Annotated in this window: 16 protein-coding genes; 14 read left to right on the top strand and 2 right to left on the bottom strand. The window is 57.9% G+C overall.

The window, feature by feature from the left end:
- Nucleotides 1–800 precede the first annotated feature (800 nt).
- The 3 genes from Dform_RS00080 (at nucleotide 801) to Dform_RS00070 (ending at nucleotide 3,482) form a co-directional block, all read left to right on the top strand.
- Nucleotides 801–1,151, top strand: coding sequence for a VOC family protein (locus Dform_RS00080; protein WP_076003201.1), 351 nt, complete (start codon nucleotides 801–803; stop codon nucleotides 1,149–1,151).
- Nucleotides 1,152–2,014: 863 nt separating this feature from the next.
- Nucleotides 2,015–2,503: a c-type cytochrome gene (locus tag Dform_RS00075; RefSeq protein ID WP_076003200.1), complete on the top strand. Its 489-nt coding sequence runs from the start codon at nucleotides 2,015–2,017 to the stop codon at nucleotides 2,501–2,503.
- Between the two features lie 670 nt (nucleotides 2,504–3,173).
- Complete coding sequence (locus Dform_RS00070) at nucleotides 3,174–3,482, top strand: c-type cytochrome (RefSeq protein ID WP_076003199.1); 309 nt, start codon at nucleotides 3,174–3,176, stop codon at nucleotides 3,480–3,482.
- 604 nt (nucleotides 3,483–4,086) lie between these two features.
- Here Dform_RS00070 and Dform_RS00065 read toward each other — a convergent pair.
- Nucleotides 4,087–5,826, bottom strand: coding sequence for a histone deacetylase family protein (locus Dform_RS00065; protein WP_076003198.1), 1,740 nt, complete (start codon nucleotides 5,824–5,826; stop codon nucleotides 4,087–4,089).
- Between the two features lie 292 nt (nucleotides 5,827–6,118).
- Between Dform_RS00065 and Dform_RS11505 the strand changes: the two genes are divergently transcribed.
- The 11 genes from Dform_RS11505 to Dform_RS00010 all read left to right on the top strand — a co-directional run bounded on the left by Dform_RS11505 (nucleotide 6,119) and on the right by Dform_RS00010 (nucleotide 13,429).
- Nucleotides 6,119–7,789: a cytochrome-c peroxidase gene (locus Dform_RS11505; protein ID WP_145925480.1), complete on the top strand. Its 1,671-nt coding sequence runs from the start codon at nucleotides 6,119–6,121 to the stop codon at nucleotides 7,787–7,789.
- Nucleotides 7,790–7,920: 131 nt separating this feature from the next.
- The gene (locus Dform_RS00055) at nucleotides 7,921–8,262 is read left to right on the top strand and encodes a cupredoxin domain-containing protein (protein WP_076003196.1); all 342 of its coding nucleotides are present in this window, start codon (nucleotides 7,921–7,923) and stop codon (nucleotides 8,260–8,262) included.
- Between the two features lie 139 nt (nucleotides 8,263–8,401).
- Complete coding sequence (locus tag Dform_RS00050) at nucleotides 8,402–8,887, top strand: flavodoxin family protein (protein ID WP_076003195.1); 486 nt, start codon at nucleotides 8,402–8,404, stop codon at nucleotides 8,885–8,887.
- Between the two features lie 6 nt (nucleotides 8,888–8,893).
- Complete coding sequence (locus tag Dform_RS00045) at nucleotides 8,894–9,241, top strand: DUF5658 family protein (RefSeq protein WP_145925479.1); 348 nt, start codon at nucleotides 8,894–8,896, stop codon at nucleotides 9,239–9,241.
- A 9-nt stretch (nucleotides 9,242–9,250) separates the two neighbouring features.
- Complete coding sequence (gene dtd / locus Dform_RS00040) at nucleotides 9,251–9,712, top strand: D-aminoacyl-tRNA deacylase (RefSeq protein ID WP_076003193.1); 462 nt, start codon at nucleotides 9,251–9,253, stop codon at nucleotides 9,710–9,712.
- A gap of 1 nt (nucleotide 9,713) precedes the next feature.
- Entirely contained in the window at nucleotides 9,714–10,265 is a 552-nt protein-coding gene (locus tag Dform_RS00035) for a GNAT family N-acetyltransferase (protein ID WP_076003192.1), read from the top strand.
- Nucleotides 10,266–10,334: 69 nt separating this feature from the next.
- On the top strand, nucleotides 10,335–10,739 hold the full coding sequence (locus Dform_RS00030; RefSeq protein WP_076003191.1) for a Fur family transcriptional regulator: 405 nt from the start codon (nucleotides 10,335–10,337) through the stop codon (nucleotides 10,737–10,739).
- A 141-nt stretch (nucleotides 10,740–10,880) separates the two neighbouring features.
- Nucleotides 10,881–11,519, top strand: coding sequence for an energy-coupling factor ABC transporter permease (locus Dform_RS00025; RefSeq protein ID WP_076003190.1), 639 nt, complete (start codon nucleotides 10,881–10,883; stop codon nucleotides 11,517–11,519).
- Nucleotides 11,516–11,800, top strand: a complete 285-nt coding sequence (locus Dform_RS00020) for a PDGLE domain-containing protein (RefSeq protein WP_076003189.1) — start codon at nucleotides 11,516–11,518, stop codon at nucleotides 11,798–11,800. Before Dform_RS00025 ends, Dform_RS00020 begins: the two co-directional genes overlap by 4 nt.
- Before the next feature lie 136 nt (nucleotides 11,801–11,936).
- Nucleotides 11,937–12,716 (top strand): cobalt ECF transporter T component CbiQ, encoded by a 780-nt coding sequence (gene cbiQ / locus Dform_RS00015; protein ID WP_076003188.1) that lies wholly within the window; start codon nucleotides 11,937–11,939, stop codon nucleotides 12,714–12,716.
- Complete coding sequence (locus tag Dform_RS00010; protein WP_076003187.1) at nucleotides 12,713–13,429, top strand: energy-coupling factor ABC transporter ATP-binding protein; 717 nt, start codon at nucleotides 12,713–12,715, stop codon at nucleotides 13,427–13,429. Before cbiQ ends, Dform_RS00010 begins: the two co-directional genes overlap by 4 nt.
- Before the next feature lie 88 nt (nucleotides 13,430–13,517).
- Here the strand turns inward: Dform_RS00010 and dnaA are convergent, their stop codons facing one another.
- Nucleotides 13,518–14,867, bottom strand: a complete 1,350-nt coding sequence (dnaA, locus tag Dform_RS00005) for a chromosomal replication initiator protein DnaA (protein WP_225973694.1) — start codon at nucleotides 14,865–14,867, stop codon at nucleotides 13,518–13,520.
- Between the last annotated feature and the right edge of the window lie 264 nt (nucleotides 14,868–15,131).

Below are 15,131 nucleotides of genomic sequence, written 5' to 3'. Positions count from 1 at the left end.
TTGTTTTTCACATCAAATGGTATCAAAGCTATTCGTTTGTCCGGCGCGGCAAGAAAATCCGGAAACGCGGGGCTGGAGCGAGGGTTGTCCATAGTACCGCGCAGAAAACATGTGCTGTTCATGCGGCATATTATAGCACGGGCGTTCAGAGAGTTGTCAAGCGTCTGGTGACGTTTTTGGGGGAATATTTTGTGAAAGCCATCAGCTATCAGCGGGCGATTAGGAAAAAGCACCCCAAACCAAATCAGATTGCCACGTCCCGACGTGGCGGGACTCGCAAAGACAGATTAAGAGGAAGGAGTTGGCGACGAGTGATCCATCCCAGGGGTGAAATCGCTGGGCGACGCCTACGTCGCCCCTACATCCAGGGTTGGCTTGACTTCCGGCTTTCCCCGACTAAGTACGGGGCGAGCGCCGGAGTGACAAAAGGGCACGCTGAAGACGCGCGATGATTTGCGGCCAAATCCCCCTTAGTCCCCCTTTTCAAAGGGGGAAAGGTCGAACCAAGTGCACATTGCCACGTCGTTTCACTCCTCGCAAAGACAAAAGGTTGTGGATCCTCCGCTGCGCGCAGGATGACAAAATAGGCTATGCAAGGAAGATTGCCACCCTTCGACAAGTTCCCCGACACATCGGGGCAGGCCGGGACAGGTTAACTTCGCCCTCCTCGCAAAGACAAGGTTGGGGAAAAGTAGGAGCGAAAGCACCGAAAATTAGGTGAAAATACGGATATGTAAGCCGTCGGACACGTTCTAGACTAAAGTTGCGGTCGAATCGAAAAATGCGGGAGGAACGAGGATATGTTGAGCCTGACATCGATCATGATCGGATCGGAGAATCCGTCGGCGCTGGGGGATTTTTACACCAGGGTCCTGGGCAAACCTGACTGGCAGGAAGGTGCGTGGTACGGCTGGAAAACCGGAGACTGCTGGTTCCACGTCGGGGAACATTCCGAGGTCAAAGGCACGGCTAAAGAGCCCCAGCGGGTAATCCTGAACTTCGAGACGAGGTACTACAAGAAAGAGTACGAGCGGATCAAGGCTCTGGGAGCCAGGATCGTCAAGGAACTCTACGAAATGGAAGGGGCGTGGATCGCCACCTTCGCCGACCCGGACGGGAACTATTTCCAGTTGAACTCGCCCTGGAAATAGTTGAAAGCTGATCAATGTCAACCTTCAACTGAAATCCGAAATACGAATATCGAAATCCGAAATGCCGATTCGTCACTCATACGGCATCCCAAATGAACGAATGTGAATCGGGATAATATCCAAATTCGAAACTCAAATTTCAACGAATAAGGAACGACGAACATGGAAACGAACAAGTGCACATCGAGTTCATTGTCGCAGAGGGACAGGGTGCGGAAGCTGGTTTTCCGGTTGAGGGGATACCGCTTCTTTCAGGCGAAGAAGTTTTGGTACTAGTGACGGAAATCCTAAATCCTAATATGTAAATCCTAAATGCCGATTCGTCACTCATACGGCATCCCAAATGAACGAATCGAAGTTTTTTCATCGGTGATAGAGATAAGGAATTTATGCTACCCCACCACATTCGCTTCGCTCAGTGCAGGCTCTACCCTCTCCCGCCGTCAGCGGGCGAGGGGATTAATTGCCCCTCTCTAGCCTTCTCCCCGTCGGGGAGAGGGGATAGACGTCGGACAATCCGTATAAGATTGCCGAGTCCCGACGTGTCGGGACTCGCAAAGACAGTTTTTAGAGAGGAAGGAGTTGGCGACGAGTGATCCATCCCAGGGGTGAAATCGCTGGGCGACGCAGGCGTCGCCCCTACATTTTCGGGGATTAGATTCCGGCTTTCCCCGACTGAAGTACGGGGCGAGCGCCGGAATGTCAAGGTGGATTGCGGGGCGAAGAAGATCGATACCCCCTCTCACGTTCGCTGCGCTCAGTGCAGGCTCTTCATTTCCTCTCCCACCAGGGGCGAGGAAAGTTGAACTGAGGACAACCGAAGAAAGGCATCGCAAAGGTAAAAAAGATCTGAAGAGGATATCGTGAAAAAATTCGGAAGGACCGGCGCGGCCGCTGCGACGATCGCCCTGATTATTATGGCGGCATCGTGCACACAGGCTCCGTCGAACACGACATCGACAACCGGCACCGCCACCACCGGGGCGGCATCGGTCGAAAACGGGCGGAACATTTTCCTGTACGCCACCAGTTCGTCGGGCGACCCGCTGTACCAGTCGAGCGGGCCGGGAATGATGTATTACAGCTGCGCCTCCTGCCACGGGCAGAACGCCCACGGCGGGCAGATATTTTTGATGATGGCGGTATATGACGTGCCGAACATCACCTGGGCGGCGCTCACGGGACCCGACCCGGATATGGACCACCCGCCGTACACCGTCGACACGTTCAAGAGGGCGGTCACCCAGGGGCTGGACCCGGGAGGGAACCGGCTTGAGTACCCGATGCCGGTGTGGGTGATATCGGACAGGGATTTGAATGATGTGATAGCGTTTTTGCAGAGTCTGACGTGACGGGCGGCGAGTTATCAGTTTTCAGTTATCAGCTGTCAGTTATCCGTTGAGGAACATCCCGGAGGGCGAGGGTCGCCTCACCCCTACATTTTGGGCCGAATTGGATTCCGGCCTTCACCGACTGAAGTACGGGGCGAGCGCCGGAATAACAAAAATCCAGGGGCGATGAATTGCGACCAAATCCCCCTTAGTCCCCCTTTTCAAAGGGGGAAAGGTTGGACCAAAGGAGATTGCCGAGTCCCGACGTGTCGGGACTCGCAAAGACGGAGGGGGTTAGTGGGCGACGCATTCGCGATCGCCCCTACCTTATCCTACTCCCGACCTGGATCGGCGATATTTGGGAAAGATCGGCGAAGCCCTCACCACATTCGCTTTACTCAGTGCAGGCTCTTCATTTCCTCTCCCACGCCCTCACCCTTAAGCCCTTTCCCAAAATGTGAGAGGGAATGACAAGGAAAGGCCATTGGTAGGGGCGAGGAAAGAGAGTTACGAGATTGCCGCGTCGCCCTTACCCCTTACCCTCTCCGTTTCACGGAGAGGGAGTAAAGCGGAGAGAATTTTTAGGCTCCTCGCAAAGACAGTTTGGTGGAGGTTGGGGGTGGGGGTTTCGCCCGGCGCCTTCGTCAAGTTATAATAGTACTTCACCGACTAATTTTGATTGAGGGTTTTGATGCAAAAGAAATCACTTTATTTTATCGTCCCGGCGGTCATCCTGATTTTCGGCGGCCTGGTCACCGCCTGCGTGCCGAAGACGGTATCGCCGGCTGACTTGACCGACGCCGGCCAGATCTTCTCCAACGACTGTGCGTCCTGCCACAAATCCGACCGGACCGGCGGCCACGGCCCGAACATCACGGCACCGGAACTCAAAGATTTCACCCAGGCCAGCCTGGCGGCGTTCCTCGTCGACCACAAGACGGCGAAGAACTTGACGACAGAGCAGCAGGGGGTGCTGGCGGAGTGGCTGAAGGCGCCATAGAGGGCCAAGGGCGAGGCGCGCCTCGCCCCTACATTACCCCACTCCCAGCTGTCAATTGGGGGACCGAAATCCCCCTCAATCCCCCTTTCTAAAGGGGGAAGGCTAAACCGACCTAAGATTGCTTCGTCGTTTCACTCCTCGCAAAGACAGAGGGGGAGGACCGGTGCCCTACAGGGGGAAGTCAGTGGCAGCCTCACCTTAATCCTCTCCCGCCGTCAGCGGACAAGGAGAAAACTGACCCGCTCTCACATTCGCTTTGCTCAGTGCAGGCTCTAGCCCTCTCCCGCCGTTAGCGAGAGAGGGGATTAATCCACCTTTTTCGATCGATTCTCATTTATTTTCGGAACGTCGTGTTCAGGGTGGTTTAGAGATTCTTCCAGATGCTTCGCTCTGATCAGAATGACAAAAACGAGCAGGGGTGAGATCGTTGGGCGACGCATTCGCGATCGCCCCTACATTACCCGACTCCCGACCTGGATCGGCGATAGTCGGGAGAGATAGGTGGAACCCTCACCACATTCGCTTTGCTCAGTGCAGGCTTAAGCCCTCTCCCACAGGGAGAGGGAATGACAAGGAAAGGCCACTTTTAAGGGGCGAGGAGATTCTATTCGTATGCAGCCGACCACAGGCCGGTGAAAAAGCGGCGGGCGTTGATGCCCAGGACCTGGGTGTCGTAGCCGCCCTCCTGAACCACCAGCGTCGGCAAGCCGAGCGCGCCGACAAGGCGTCCGTTGGCCTCGAAATCGTCGGGCAGGAGGTCCCAGGTGCCGGTGGGATCGTTCCTGGCGGTGTCCAAGCCGAGGGCCACCACGAGGAACTGCGGCCTGAAGCGCTTGATGCGGGTCAGGGCCGTTTTCAGCTCGATGCGGAAGGCGGGGCCGTCCACTTTTTCGGGGAGGGAGTAGTTGATATTGAAGCCTACGCCTTCGCCCTCGCCGCACTCTGACGCGAAGCCGCTGAAGTAAGGGTAGGCGACGGAGGGCTTACAGTGGATGGAGATGGTCAGCACGTCACGCCGGCTGTAAAAGATGACCTGTTGGCCGTTGCCATGGTGGTAGTCGATATCCAGGATGGCGACGGTGCCGAAGGGGCTCAGGTACTGCGCCGCGGCGGCGGCGGAATTGAAGTAGCAGAAGCCTCCGAAAGCCCGCCTCTCGGCGTGATGGCCGGGCGGGCGCACCAGGGCGTAAACCAGGTGGGTGCCTTCCAGAAGGTATTTGGCTCCGGTCAGGCTGCAGTCCACCGCCCGCCTGGCGGCCAGAAAGGCGTTGCGGTTGATGGGGGTGAAGGTGTCGATGCAATAATAACCGGCCCTGATGGCCAGGTCTTCCGGCGGATGGGCGGCGTTGCGGATGGGAAAGACGTACGGATAGACCGATTCCTCCGGCTCAAGCTTGGAGCACACCCGCTTGAAGTAGTTGAAGAACTCGGCGTCATGGACGGCGGTGATGCGCTGTTCGCCGAAGTGTACGGCCGGGACGCGGTAGAACAGGCTGGTCTTGTCCAGTTCGGCCATGATAGTGTCGATGCGCACCGGGGCCTCGACGTAGCCGATCTCCTTAACGTGGTGGATGGCGTGCTTGTCGTTGACGATGAGGACGATTCGCTTGCCAACCGGCAGGGAGCGCTTCCTGATGACCTCAGCCTCGCCCTTCAAGTAGCGGGACGGACGAAGTTTCACCGGGTCGTCCTTGAAGGATTCCACCACTCTGTCGACATAGCCTTCGGGCAGGATATCGCCGTATTTTCGCTCCAGGATGGCGCGGACTATGGATTTGGCAAGGGGGGCGGGGAGGGAGACGTCATTGCCCAGTCCGTCGAACACCAGCAGGGGCGGATTGTCGCCGCCAGGGACTATCGGCGTTTCGTACCTGGTGTTGGCGATGGGGAAGGCACCGAAGCGTTCGTAAAATCGCAGCCGGGCGGCGTTCTGCTTTCTGATCCTGGGGTCTTTGGATAGTCTGGCGTCGTCCGGCAGCGCCTCGAAAAAGAGACCGATGACGCCCAGGCGGGAGGCCTCCTCGCGGACACGTTCGTAAAGCGCCCCTCCTACGCCCTGGCCGGTGACGCCCCTGGCGGCGGAGAGATAGTCAAGGTAGGCGAAATTGAGCTCCGGGTCGTGGGACATCAAGGCAAAGCCCTTGGTATTGCCCTTGACATCGTCGGCCACGAAGAGGACCGAGCGGAAGCCGTACTTCACAGGATTGCGGAGGTAGTGGGGCAGGGCGGCAATTGTCTTCGGCAGCAGCTTGGGGAACTGGTCCCGCATGATCTGCTGGACCTGCGCCACGGCCTGCTTGCCGGTAGCCCGGGTATCGTCGAGGATGCGGCGAACGCGAAACATAACGCCACCTCTTGTTAACTGATGCTTAAAATTATACCAACCGTAGGCCCGGACACGAACCTCTGAAAATAGCCAATCATCAGCCGGCTGCCCCACTCCGGCAACGACTTCTCTCAATGACGATGGGCCGGGCGGCTTGGACATACTTGGACATAGTATTAGCCCCAAATACGTAGCGATACGTAATAAAAATCTAGTACATCTACGTATTGTTAACCGGGTATTATATTCCTTAAAATAAAATCCGGTGAAATACCACCCAACTTATGGTGGTTTCAAGGGGGAGGAAAAAGTGAGAAGAAGAAAGCTGATCATGGGGGCGGCGGTTGTGGGGCTGATGCTGGCGCTGGCGCCGGTCGAAGCCGCGGCCGACGACTGGAGCGGGCTCTCAAAAGACGAGCAAAAAGTCCTGCTTGGCAGGTACCTGTTCTATGACACCAACCTTTCCAGCGGCAACAACATGTCCTGCGCCACCTGCCACGACCCGACGACCGGCTACACCGGGCCGGACTCGGCGATCAACGCGGGGCAGGCGATCTACCCCGGGGCGATCAACGGCCGGGCGGGCAACCGCAAGCCGCCGTCAGCGGCCTATGCCGGTGACAGCCCGATACTGCATCAAGATACGGCCGGCAATTGGATCGGCGGCATGTTCTACGACGGCCGAGCGACCGGCTGGACGCTCGATGATCCTCTGGCAGAACAAGCCCAGGGTCCATTCCTGAACCCGCTGGAGCAGGCCATGCCTTCGGCGAGGGTGGTGTGCCTGGGGGTGGCCCACTCCGAATATGCGGGGCTTTATGAGGCAGTTTTCGGGAAGAACACTATCAAGGAAAGCTACATCAACAGCCACCTTGATGAAACTTATGCCAATATCGCAAAAGCTATCGCCGCTTTCGAAGAAAGCCCCGAGGTCAGTTCGTTCAGTTCCAAGTTCGACGTATTCTGGGCCAACGCCAAAACGGCGGGGCTGGATGTCACCAAGATCAGCTTCAGCAATGCCGGGGTTGGCAGCGGAGCGACGGCCACATCCACAGTGGTCGGTGGGGTCATCACCGCCGTCACCGTTACTAATGGCGGTTCCGGCTATTCGGCCGCACCTACTATCAGTTTCGGAAACGGCATGATGGGCTCAGGCGCGACAGCCTACGCTACCGTGGTTAACGGAGTTGTTACCTCGATTACGATTACCAATGGGGGTTCCAACTATCGTTCCCAGCCCGGTTCATCCAGGGTCAACATCACCCCGGCGCCTTCGCAGTCCTACTGGGAGAATTTCCGCGGCCTGGGACTGGCGGATAACGAACTGCAGGGCCTGGCGGCGTTCAACGATCCTTCCCGCGGCGACTGCGTCCGCTGCCATTCGATGGGCGACTCGATGGATGCCAGGCCGGTGTTCACCGATTACAGCTACCACAACATCGGCGTGCCCAAGAACCCGGCCAACCCCTTCTACTCAGCGGACAAAAAGTACAACCCCGAAGGCGCGGATTGGCTCGATTACGGGTTGGGCGCCTTCCTTCAGAGCATCGGCGACTCGACCTGGGAAGCCAACCTTGGCAAGTTCAAGGTGCCGACGCTGCGGAACGTGGACCTGAGGCCGAGCCCTGACTTCGTCAAGGCCTACATGCATAACGGCTACTTCAAATCCCTCGAAGATGTCATCATGTTCTATACCTGGCGCGCCCACATGGAGGCGATGATGGGTGGCGGCATGGGCGGTGGCGGCGGGATGGGCGGCGGAGGCATGGGCGGCGGCATGATGCCCGACCCGAACCTGTTCCCGGCGCCCGAGGTGTCCCTGAACCTGGAGACTCTCAACTTCACCATGCCCATGATGGGCGGCGGCGGAGGCGGAATGGGAGGCGGCGGCATGGGCGGCGGCGGCATGATGACGGTCATGGCCGACCAGGCCAATATCCTGGCCTTCCTGAAGACGCTTTCCGACGGATTCGTGAATTAAACCATCGTCCAATCTAGACGGAAGCAGCCGGCGGAAAACCGCCGGCTGCTTCTTTATCCGGTATACCCATTTTTTGAGCTCGGCATAATTAAAGTTATACTAAATATATCGAATTGTAATGGGAGCTTGAAATGATAAAAAATTCAAAGAGGTTCTTCGGGGTTCTCGCCTGTGTTCTGCTGTTTGCCGCCACCCTGGTACCGTTGGGCTGCGGCGGCTCGACGCCGCCGAACACCGTCGACATGAAAAACATCCAGTACTCACCCAGAACCCTCACCGTGAGCGTCGGGACCACGGTAACCTGGCGTAACAAAGACAGTGTCCAGCATTCGGTGACCAGCTCTAACGGAATTTTCGACAGCGGCCTGTTCAACCCGGGCGGCAGCTACACCTATACCTTCAATACCGCCGGAACTTATCCCTATTACTGCACCATCCACCCGGGTATGACCGGCACGATTATCGTTCAATAGCTCCCGATGCCGGGGATTTGAAGAGAGAAGCCATAAGGCTTCTCTCTTTTTTACGTCGGAAAATCCAACAAATCTCTTGCCATCGCTTCTAACCGCTCCTAAAATGGTTGAGAATGATCGAACGCCAAGGAGATATTTGATGAAAGCGGTCGTGGTTTACGAATCTTTATGGGGCAATACGGCGGCTATCGCCCAGGCTATCGCCGAGGGGTTGGGGCCGGGGACCCGGGTGATGTCGACCAGAGAAGCGACCGCGGGGGCGATCAGGGATGCGGATTTCCTCGTCGTCGGCTCGCCGGTGATGGGTTTTTCCGTGCCCAACGAAAGGATGATCGGGGGCATCCAGGTGAAAGCGGGCAGCGCGCCTCCCGACCTGTCCCAACCGCCGATGCGGACCTGGCTGGATTCACTGGTCCCCGGTGAAAAGCCTTTTGCCGCGTTCGAGACCAGGGTAAAGGGACCGTGGGGCAAGGCGACGCCGGCCATCGAGGAGAGCATGAAGAAACTCGGCTACCGGAAAGCCAGCGAAGCCCAGAAATTCGTCGTCGAGGGCACCCAGGGCCCGCTCAAGGAAGGCGAGATCGAACGGGCGCGGCAGTGGGGCGCCGAACTCAGCCGGTGGTAAGAGCTGGTGAAACAAGTTCCTCCACCGGCAGCGTCAGACCAGAAAGCCCGGCGGCAAACGCGGATTTTACTCGTGTCGCTGGTGCTCCTGAACATAGCTGACGCCGTCGTGTCCCAGTTTATTGTGACCAGCGGAGCCGGCACCGAGGGAAACGCTCTCTTGATCTACTGGGTGACCAGAAGAGAGTTTGTATTGATAAAAGCGGGCGCCAGTATTGTCGCGGCCGTCCTTCTCTGGGATCTGTCGCGGCGAGCGCCGAAACCGATGCTGGTGGTCACGGCGATCATCGTCGCTATCTACATCCTGATCGTCGCCTGGAATATCCTGGTGGCGGCTGGCGGTTCGATAGCCTAGAATACGGACATGAAAGCGCTCATACAGAGAGTGTCCCGGGCACAAGTTACCGTCGACGGCGAGGTTATCGGCAGCATCGGCGGGGGGCTGGCGGCGCTGGTGGGGGTGGCGGCGGGCGATGAGAAGGCTGACATCGACTACCTGGTGAACAAGATCGTCAACCTGAGGATCTTCGCCGACGCCGACTCCAAGTTCAATTTATCGCTGCTCGACGTCAAAGGCGAACTTCTCCTGATAAGCCAGTTCACACTTATGGCCGATACGCGCAAGGGCAGACGGCCGTCTTTCACCGATGCCGCTCCCCCGGAAACCGCGGAATTCATGTTCGACGAGTTCGTCGCCGAGGCGAGAAATCTGGGAGTCAAGGTCGAAACGGGCAGGTTCCAGGCGCATATGTTCGTCGAACTGGTCAACGACGGCCCGGTGACGATCATGCTGGATTCCAGCGACCGGTTAAGGGCGAGAGGGTAAAATGGAACTAAAAGAACTCACTGACGGTGTGATCACTCTAAGGCCGCTGCGGATGTCCGACGCGCTTGAGGTTTTTCTCGCGGTCCAGGAGTCTATGACTTGCCTGAAACAGTGGATGCCCTGGGCTCACGATGGTTACTCCATGACCGAAAGCGAAGGCTGGATCAAGAACGCCATGAAGTCCTGGCCGGAGGGCTCGGAGTATGAGTTCGGCATCATCGACGCAAAGGATGGCTCGTTCATCGGCGGCTGCGGTTTGAACCACATGAATACCATCGACAAAGTGGCTAACCTTGGCTACTGGGTGCGGAGCAGCCGGCAGGGCCAGGGTGTGGCGGCAAGGGCGGCAAGGCTCCTCATCCGTTTCGGGATCAACGACCTCAAGCTGAACCGCATCGAAATTCTGGCCGGGGTGGAAAATTCAGCCAGCCGGAAGACCGCTGAAAACGCAGGCGCGATCCGGGAAGCCATACTCAGAAACCGCCTGTCCCTTCCCGATAAGGTGCACGACGCGGTGCTGTTTTCGATTATTCCGGCAGATCTCACTGCCTGATTTTCTCTCACCGGGCGTTGACACAGGCGTCAAGCTTTGCCATAATTATTGCAAAGAGTCGCAATAACGATGAGTTGCAATAACATCCTCAAAGCCAAGGGCTACCGCCTGACTCCGCAGCGGAGAGTCATCCTCGATATCCTCCACCATGAGGACGCGCACCTGACCGCCGACGCCCTGTATGAGCAGGTCAAAGACAAGGTGGCGGGAGTCGACCGCTCGACCGTCTACCGTACCCTCGACCTCCTGGAAAGCCTGGGCCTGGTAGTTAAAGCCGAGATCCACGGCGCCCATGTTTATCATCACTCCGAGGAAGGCCACCATCACCATCTGAAATGCCGCGCCTGCGGTAAGGTTGTCGAATTGCCGGAAGAGGCTCTTGAAGCTCTTGAGAAAAGCCTGCTGGAGAAACATGGCTTTGCCGCCGACCTTCATCACCATGTAATCACCGGTCTGTGCGCCGAGTGTAGATAAGCACGAAGCACGAATATCGAAACCCGAAACAAATTCAAATGATCAAATATCCAAATTCAAAACACAATATGAATTTCGGGCCTTCGACTCTTGAATTCCGGGTTTGTTTCGAATTTCGGATTTAGTATTTCGGATTTAAACATGCATATTCCGGACGGATTCTTAAATGTCCCTACCCTCGCCGCCACCGGCGCGGTGTCTGCCGGTACGGTCGGCCTGGCGGTTAAAGTGGCTGCCAAAAAGATCGGCGAGAAGCAGGTGCCGCTGATGGGCATGCTGGCGGCGTTCATCTTCGCCGCGCAGATGCTCAATTTCCCGGTGGCTGGGGGAACCTCCGGCCATCTTATAGGGGCGGCGCTGTGCGCCATCCTGATCGGCCCCTGGGCCGGGGTCATCATCATGTCCGCGGTGCTAATCGCCCAGGCGCTCATTTTCCAGGACGGCGGGCTAGCCTCGCTCGGGGCCAACATCCTGAACATGGGCATCATCGCCGTTTTCGGCTCATATCTCATCTACCGCCTCGTGACCAAAATCCTGCCGGACACCCGCCGCGGCAAGCTCATCGGGGGCGCGGCGGCGGGATGGACTTCCGTTATGTTCTCGGCGCTGGCGGCGGCCTTCGAACTGGCGGCTTCGGGAGCCTCGCCTTTCGCTGTCGTCGGACCGGCGATGCTCGGCGTTCACGCGCTCATCGGCGCCGGCGAAGGGTTGATTACCGTCCTTGTCGTTTCGGCGGTCATGGCATCGCGCGCCGACGTGCTGCAGATGGAACGGATATGAATTACAGAAAGTGGTGGCTTCTCGGCCTGGGGTTTGCGCTTCTACTGGCAACAATATCGCCTCTGGCTTCGAAGTCACCGGATGGCCTGGAAAAAGTCGCGGGGCAGCAGGGCTTCATCGACCAAGCCGCCAAATCGCCTTTCCAGGTCGTCGCCGGATACCTGTTCCCGGGCATCCACAACGAGACACTGGCCACGATCGTAGCCGGGTGGCTGGGGGTCCTGGTGGTATTCGGGGTCGTCTATTTTATCGGTCGATTAATTTCCAGGAAACGAACCTGATCACCCTCTCACATCCGCTACGCTCGGTGCAGGCTCTTCAGTTCCTTTCCCACGCCATCACCCTTGACCCTCTCCCAGAAGGAGAGGGAATAAAACTGAAGGGTTGTTTAGTAGAGGGCGAGGAAAATGGAATGATATGAGACACAGCTTTTTAGACCAGTACAGCCACCTCGACAGCCCGGTCCACTGGCGCGATCCGCGGGTGAAATTCCTGTTGTCTCTTTTGTTCATTATCGCTATCATCGTCACCCCCGCGGGAAGCTGGCTGGCGTTTGCGGCGTATTTCGGCATTCTCGTGGCGGTCCTTGCCATTTCGAAACTACCCCTGGGCTATGTTCTGAAGCGCTCGATGATAATCCTGCCGTTCGTGTTGCTCCTGGGCATGGTCAATGTTTTCACCCGTCCCGGGATCGAGTTGTCCAGCCTGAACATTTTCGGCTGGCACCTTGGAATCACCGACGGCGGGTTAGCGTTCATCGGGACGCTGCTGGCGCGGAGCTGGCTCTCTGTGCTCGCCTTAATCGTGCTCACTTCGACCACCTCCCTGCCCGCCCTCCTGAAGGGCATCGAAAGACTGGGAGCGCCTAAAGTCATCGTCATGATCCTCTCTTTCATGTACCGCTACCTGTTCCTGCTGATGGACGAGGTGCTGCGGATGAAGAACGCCCGGGACTCGCGTTCCGTTGGCAGTCCGTCGACCGGGTTTCAGGCCAAGACCGTCGGCTCCATGATCGGCAGCCTGTTCGTCCGTTCCTACGAGCGGGGAGAGCGCGTTTACGCCGCGATGGCGGCGCGGGGTTTCGACGGGCGGTCCCGGACTCTCGACAACATGGCGTTGAACACGGTCGATGTCGTTACCGGAATCGCGCTGGCCTTATTGATGCTGCTGCCCCTGGCTTGGAGCCTGATCCGATGACTGAAGCGGTGGTGGCTTTCGATAACCTGACTTACGCCTACCCCGACGGCCGCAAAGCCCTCGAAGGCGTCAGCCTCGCCATCGAACGTGGCGAAAGCGTCGCTATCGCCGGGGCCAACGGCGCCGGCAAATCGACCCTCCTGATGCATCTGAACGGCATCATCCACGGCGCCAACGGAGCGGTGAAAATCTCCGGCATCCCGGTTGTGGCCGCCAACCTGAAAAACATACGCGCCAAAGTCGGAGTGGTCTTTCAGAACCCGGACGACCAGCTTTTCTGTCCCGAGGTCTTCGATGACGTCGCTTTCGGGCCGATCAACATGGGGCTTTCCGAAACCGAGGTTAGAAAGCGCGTCGGACAGTCGCTGGAGGCTGTCGGACTACCCGATTATGAAAAGCGGAGTTCCCACCATCTGAGCCTCGGCGAGAAGAAGCGCATCGCTCTGGCCTCGGTGCTCTCGATGAGTCCGGAAGTTCTGGCCCTCGACGAGCCATCGTCCAACCTGGATCCGGCGGCAAAGTGGGGATTGATCAATCTCCTGAAATCGCTCGATGTCACCAAGATTGTGGTGTCTCACGACCTGGAACTCATCGAGGCGCTGTGCCCCCGGTTGGTCATCATGAAAAGAGGTAAAATCCTCGCCGACGGCCGGACCAGCGAGATTATGAAAAACCGGGAGCTGCTGGTGGCGGGGGGACTGGCGGCGCCCTGACTCCCTTTTGTCATTCCCGCCAAAGCAATAACAACATTCCATCCAGGCATTGTTGGGCGACGCCTGCGTCGCCCCTACGGCCACGGGTTTATTCCCTTGTCAGGCGTTGTTCGATATCATTCAATTTCCGCTTCAACAGCGGGTTGTATTCGGCTTCCTGCCCGATCTTGTCACAGGCGTGAGACACGGTGGCGGCGGTGCGGTCGCCGACCAGTTTGCCAATCTCGCCCAACGACCACAGCTTCTGGTTTTTCATGACGTACATGGCCACCTGGCGCGCGGCGGCGGTCTCTTTGTCGCGCTTCCGGCCGAGGATATCATCGACGGTCAATTCAAAACATTCGGCCACCGTCGCCAGCAGCTTTTGAGGCTCCGAGGGTTTTTCCTCAACGGCATCAGTCAGGTTTTTGAGGGCCCGCCGCGCCATGTCCGGGGTAATGACCGATCGCAGCAGCCTGGAATAGGCGATAACCCTGTTCAGATTCCCCTCGAGTTCCCTGATGTTGCGAATGACTTCGGAGGCCATATAATCAAGGACGTCAGGGGTCAACTCGGCGCCGGCCTCCTCCGCCCTGGCTTTTAGGATCGAAAGGCGCATTTTCTCGTCTGGCGGAGCTATCTCCGCGGTCAATCCCCATTCGAAGCGCGAGCGCAGCCGGTCTTCCATCTGTATGATGGCCCGAGGCGGGGAATCGGCGGAAAGGACAATCTGGCGGCCGGAGTTGTGGAGTTCGTTGAAGGTGTGGAAGAAAGTTTCCTCAGTCTGGGCCTTGCCGGCGATGAACTGGACATCGTCGACCAGCAGGACGTCCACGGCGCGGTATTTTTCACGGAATTCATCCGCCCGCCGGTCTTTCAAAGCCGCCACGAATTCCGAGGTGAACTGCTCCCCGGAGACGTAACGGACGGTCTTGCCGGCGCGCTCGGCGGCCTGGCCGATAGCCTGGAGCAAATGGGTTTTGCCCAGCCCCGACCCGCCATGGATGAACAGCGGGTTGTAACCCTCACCCGGGCGCTGAGCCGCGGACAGGGCGGCGGCATGGGCCAGGCGGTTGGCGCTGCCCACGATAAAGGTGTCGAAATCGTACCGGGGATTGAAACGGCAGCCGTTCCCACGTTGCGGCGCGCCTTCCGCCTTTGGAGGAGCCGCCAATGCTTTGGCGCTTCCGGCAACCTGGAAGGCGATACGCAGACTATTGCCCGGGAGCAGCCGCATCAGGGTCTTTTCGATGAGCGAGCACTGGTTTTGCTCCAGGTATTCAGCGACGAAGCTGTTGGGCACGCCGACAGTGAAGCACCCGCCTTCGTAAGCGATGCCGGCGGTCCTGGAGTACCAGGTGCGGAAGTTCGGGCGGGACAACTGGCATTCCAGCGCCCCCAGGGCCGTCTCCCATATTTTGGCGGCGTGGTTTGAATTCGCCGCAGGGTCTATGACCAAATATATCTCCGTTGAGAGACAAAACGGCCCCGGCGCTGTAACCCTCAGGAGTCGATTTTGCCCCGGCGGAAGCCGGAAGAATTAAGATGCACCTATGTTACCAGCCAGCGTAGCGGCTCAGCAAACAACAACAACGCCTGTTCAGGGCAACGGGAGACATGAATTCAAGTCTACCGAACTCTCGTTTTCTCGTTGTTTTAGCCCATCCAATCGTAACGGCCTCCCGTCGTGAAAAAATAAATATTTGGTGCTAAAATCGCCCGG

This window comes from Dehalogenimonas formicexedens (assembly GCF_001953175.1).
In the GTDB taxonomy this organism is placed as follows: domain Bacteria; phylum Chloroflexota; class Dehalococcoidia; order Dehalococcoidales; family Dehalococcoidaceae; genus Dehalogenimonas; species Dehalogenimonas formicexedens.
This window is presented reverse-complemented; position numbering and strand designations above follow the sequence as displayed.

What these genes read in the sequence shown, in the direction of transcription:
- Dform_RS00080 (WP_076003201.1), top strand. Translation starts at nt 801, where the DNA reads ATGTTGAGCCTGACATCGATCATGATCGGATCGGAGAATCCGTCGGCG.
- Dform_RS00070 (WP_076003199.1), top strand. Translation starts at nt 3,174, where the DNA reads ATGCAAAAGAAATCACTTTATTTTATCGTCCCGGCGGTCATCCTGATT.
- Dform_RS00065 (WP_076003198.1), bottom strand. Translation starts at nt 5,826, where the DNA reads ATGTTTCGCGTTCGCCGCATCCTCGACGATACCCGGGCTACCGGCAAG.
- Dform_RS00055 (WP_076003196.1), top strand. Translation starts at nt 7,921, where the DNA reads ATGATAAAAAATTCAAAGAGGTTCTTCGGGGTTCTCGCCTGTGTTCTG.
- Dform_RS00050 (WP_076003195.1), top strand. Translation starts at nt 8,402, where the DNA reads ATGAAAGCGGTCGTGGTTTACGAATCTTTATGGGGCAATACGGCGGCT.
- dtd (WP_076003193.1), top strand. Translation starts at nt 9,251, where the DNA reads ATGAAAGCGCTCATACAGAGAGTGTCCCGGGCACAAGTTACCGTCGAC.
- Dform_RS00035 (WP_076003192.1), top strand. Translation starts at nt 9,714, where the DNA reads ATGGAACTAAAAGAACTCACTGACGGTGTGATCACTCTAAGGCCGCTG.
- Dform_RS00030 (WP_076003191.1), top strand. Translation starts at nt 10,335, where the DNA reads ATGAGTTGCAATAACATCCTCAAAGCCAAGGGCTACCGCCTGACTCCG.
- Dform_RS00025 (WP_076003190.1), top strand. Translation starts at nt 10,881, where the DNA reads ATGCATATTCCGGACGGATTCTTAAATGTCCCTACCCTCGCCGCCACC.
- Dform_RS00020 (WP_076003189.1), top strand. Translation starts at nt 11,516, where the DNA reads ATGAATTACAGAAAGTGGTGGCTTCTCGGCCTGGGGTTTGCGCTTCTA.
- cbiQ (WP_076003188.1), top strand. Translation starts at nt 11,937, where the DNA reads ATGAGACACAGCTTTTTAGACCAGTACAGCCACCTCGACAGCCCGGTC.
- Dform_RS00010 (WP_076003187.1), top strand. Translation starts at nt 12,713, where the DNA reads ATGACTGAAGCGGTGGTGGCTTTCGATAACCTGACTTACGCCTACCCC.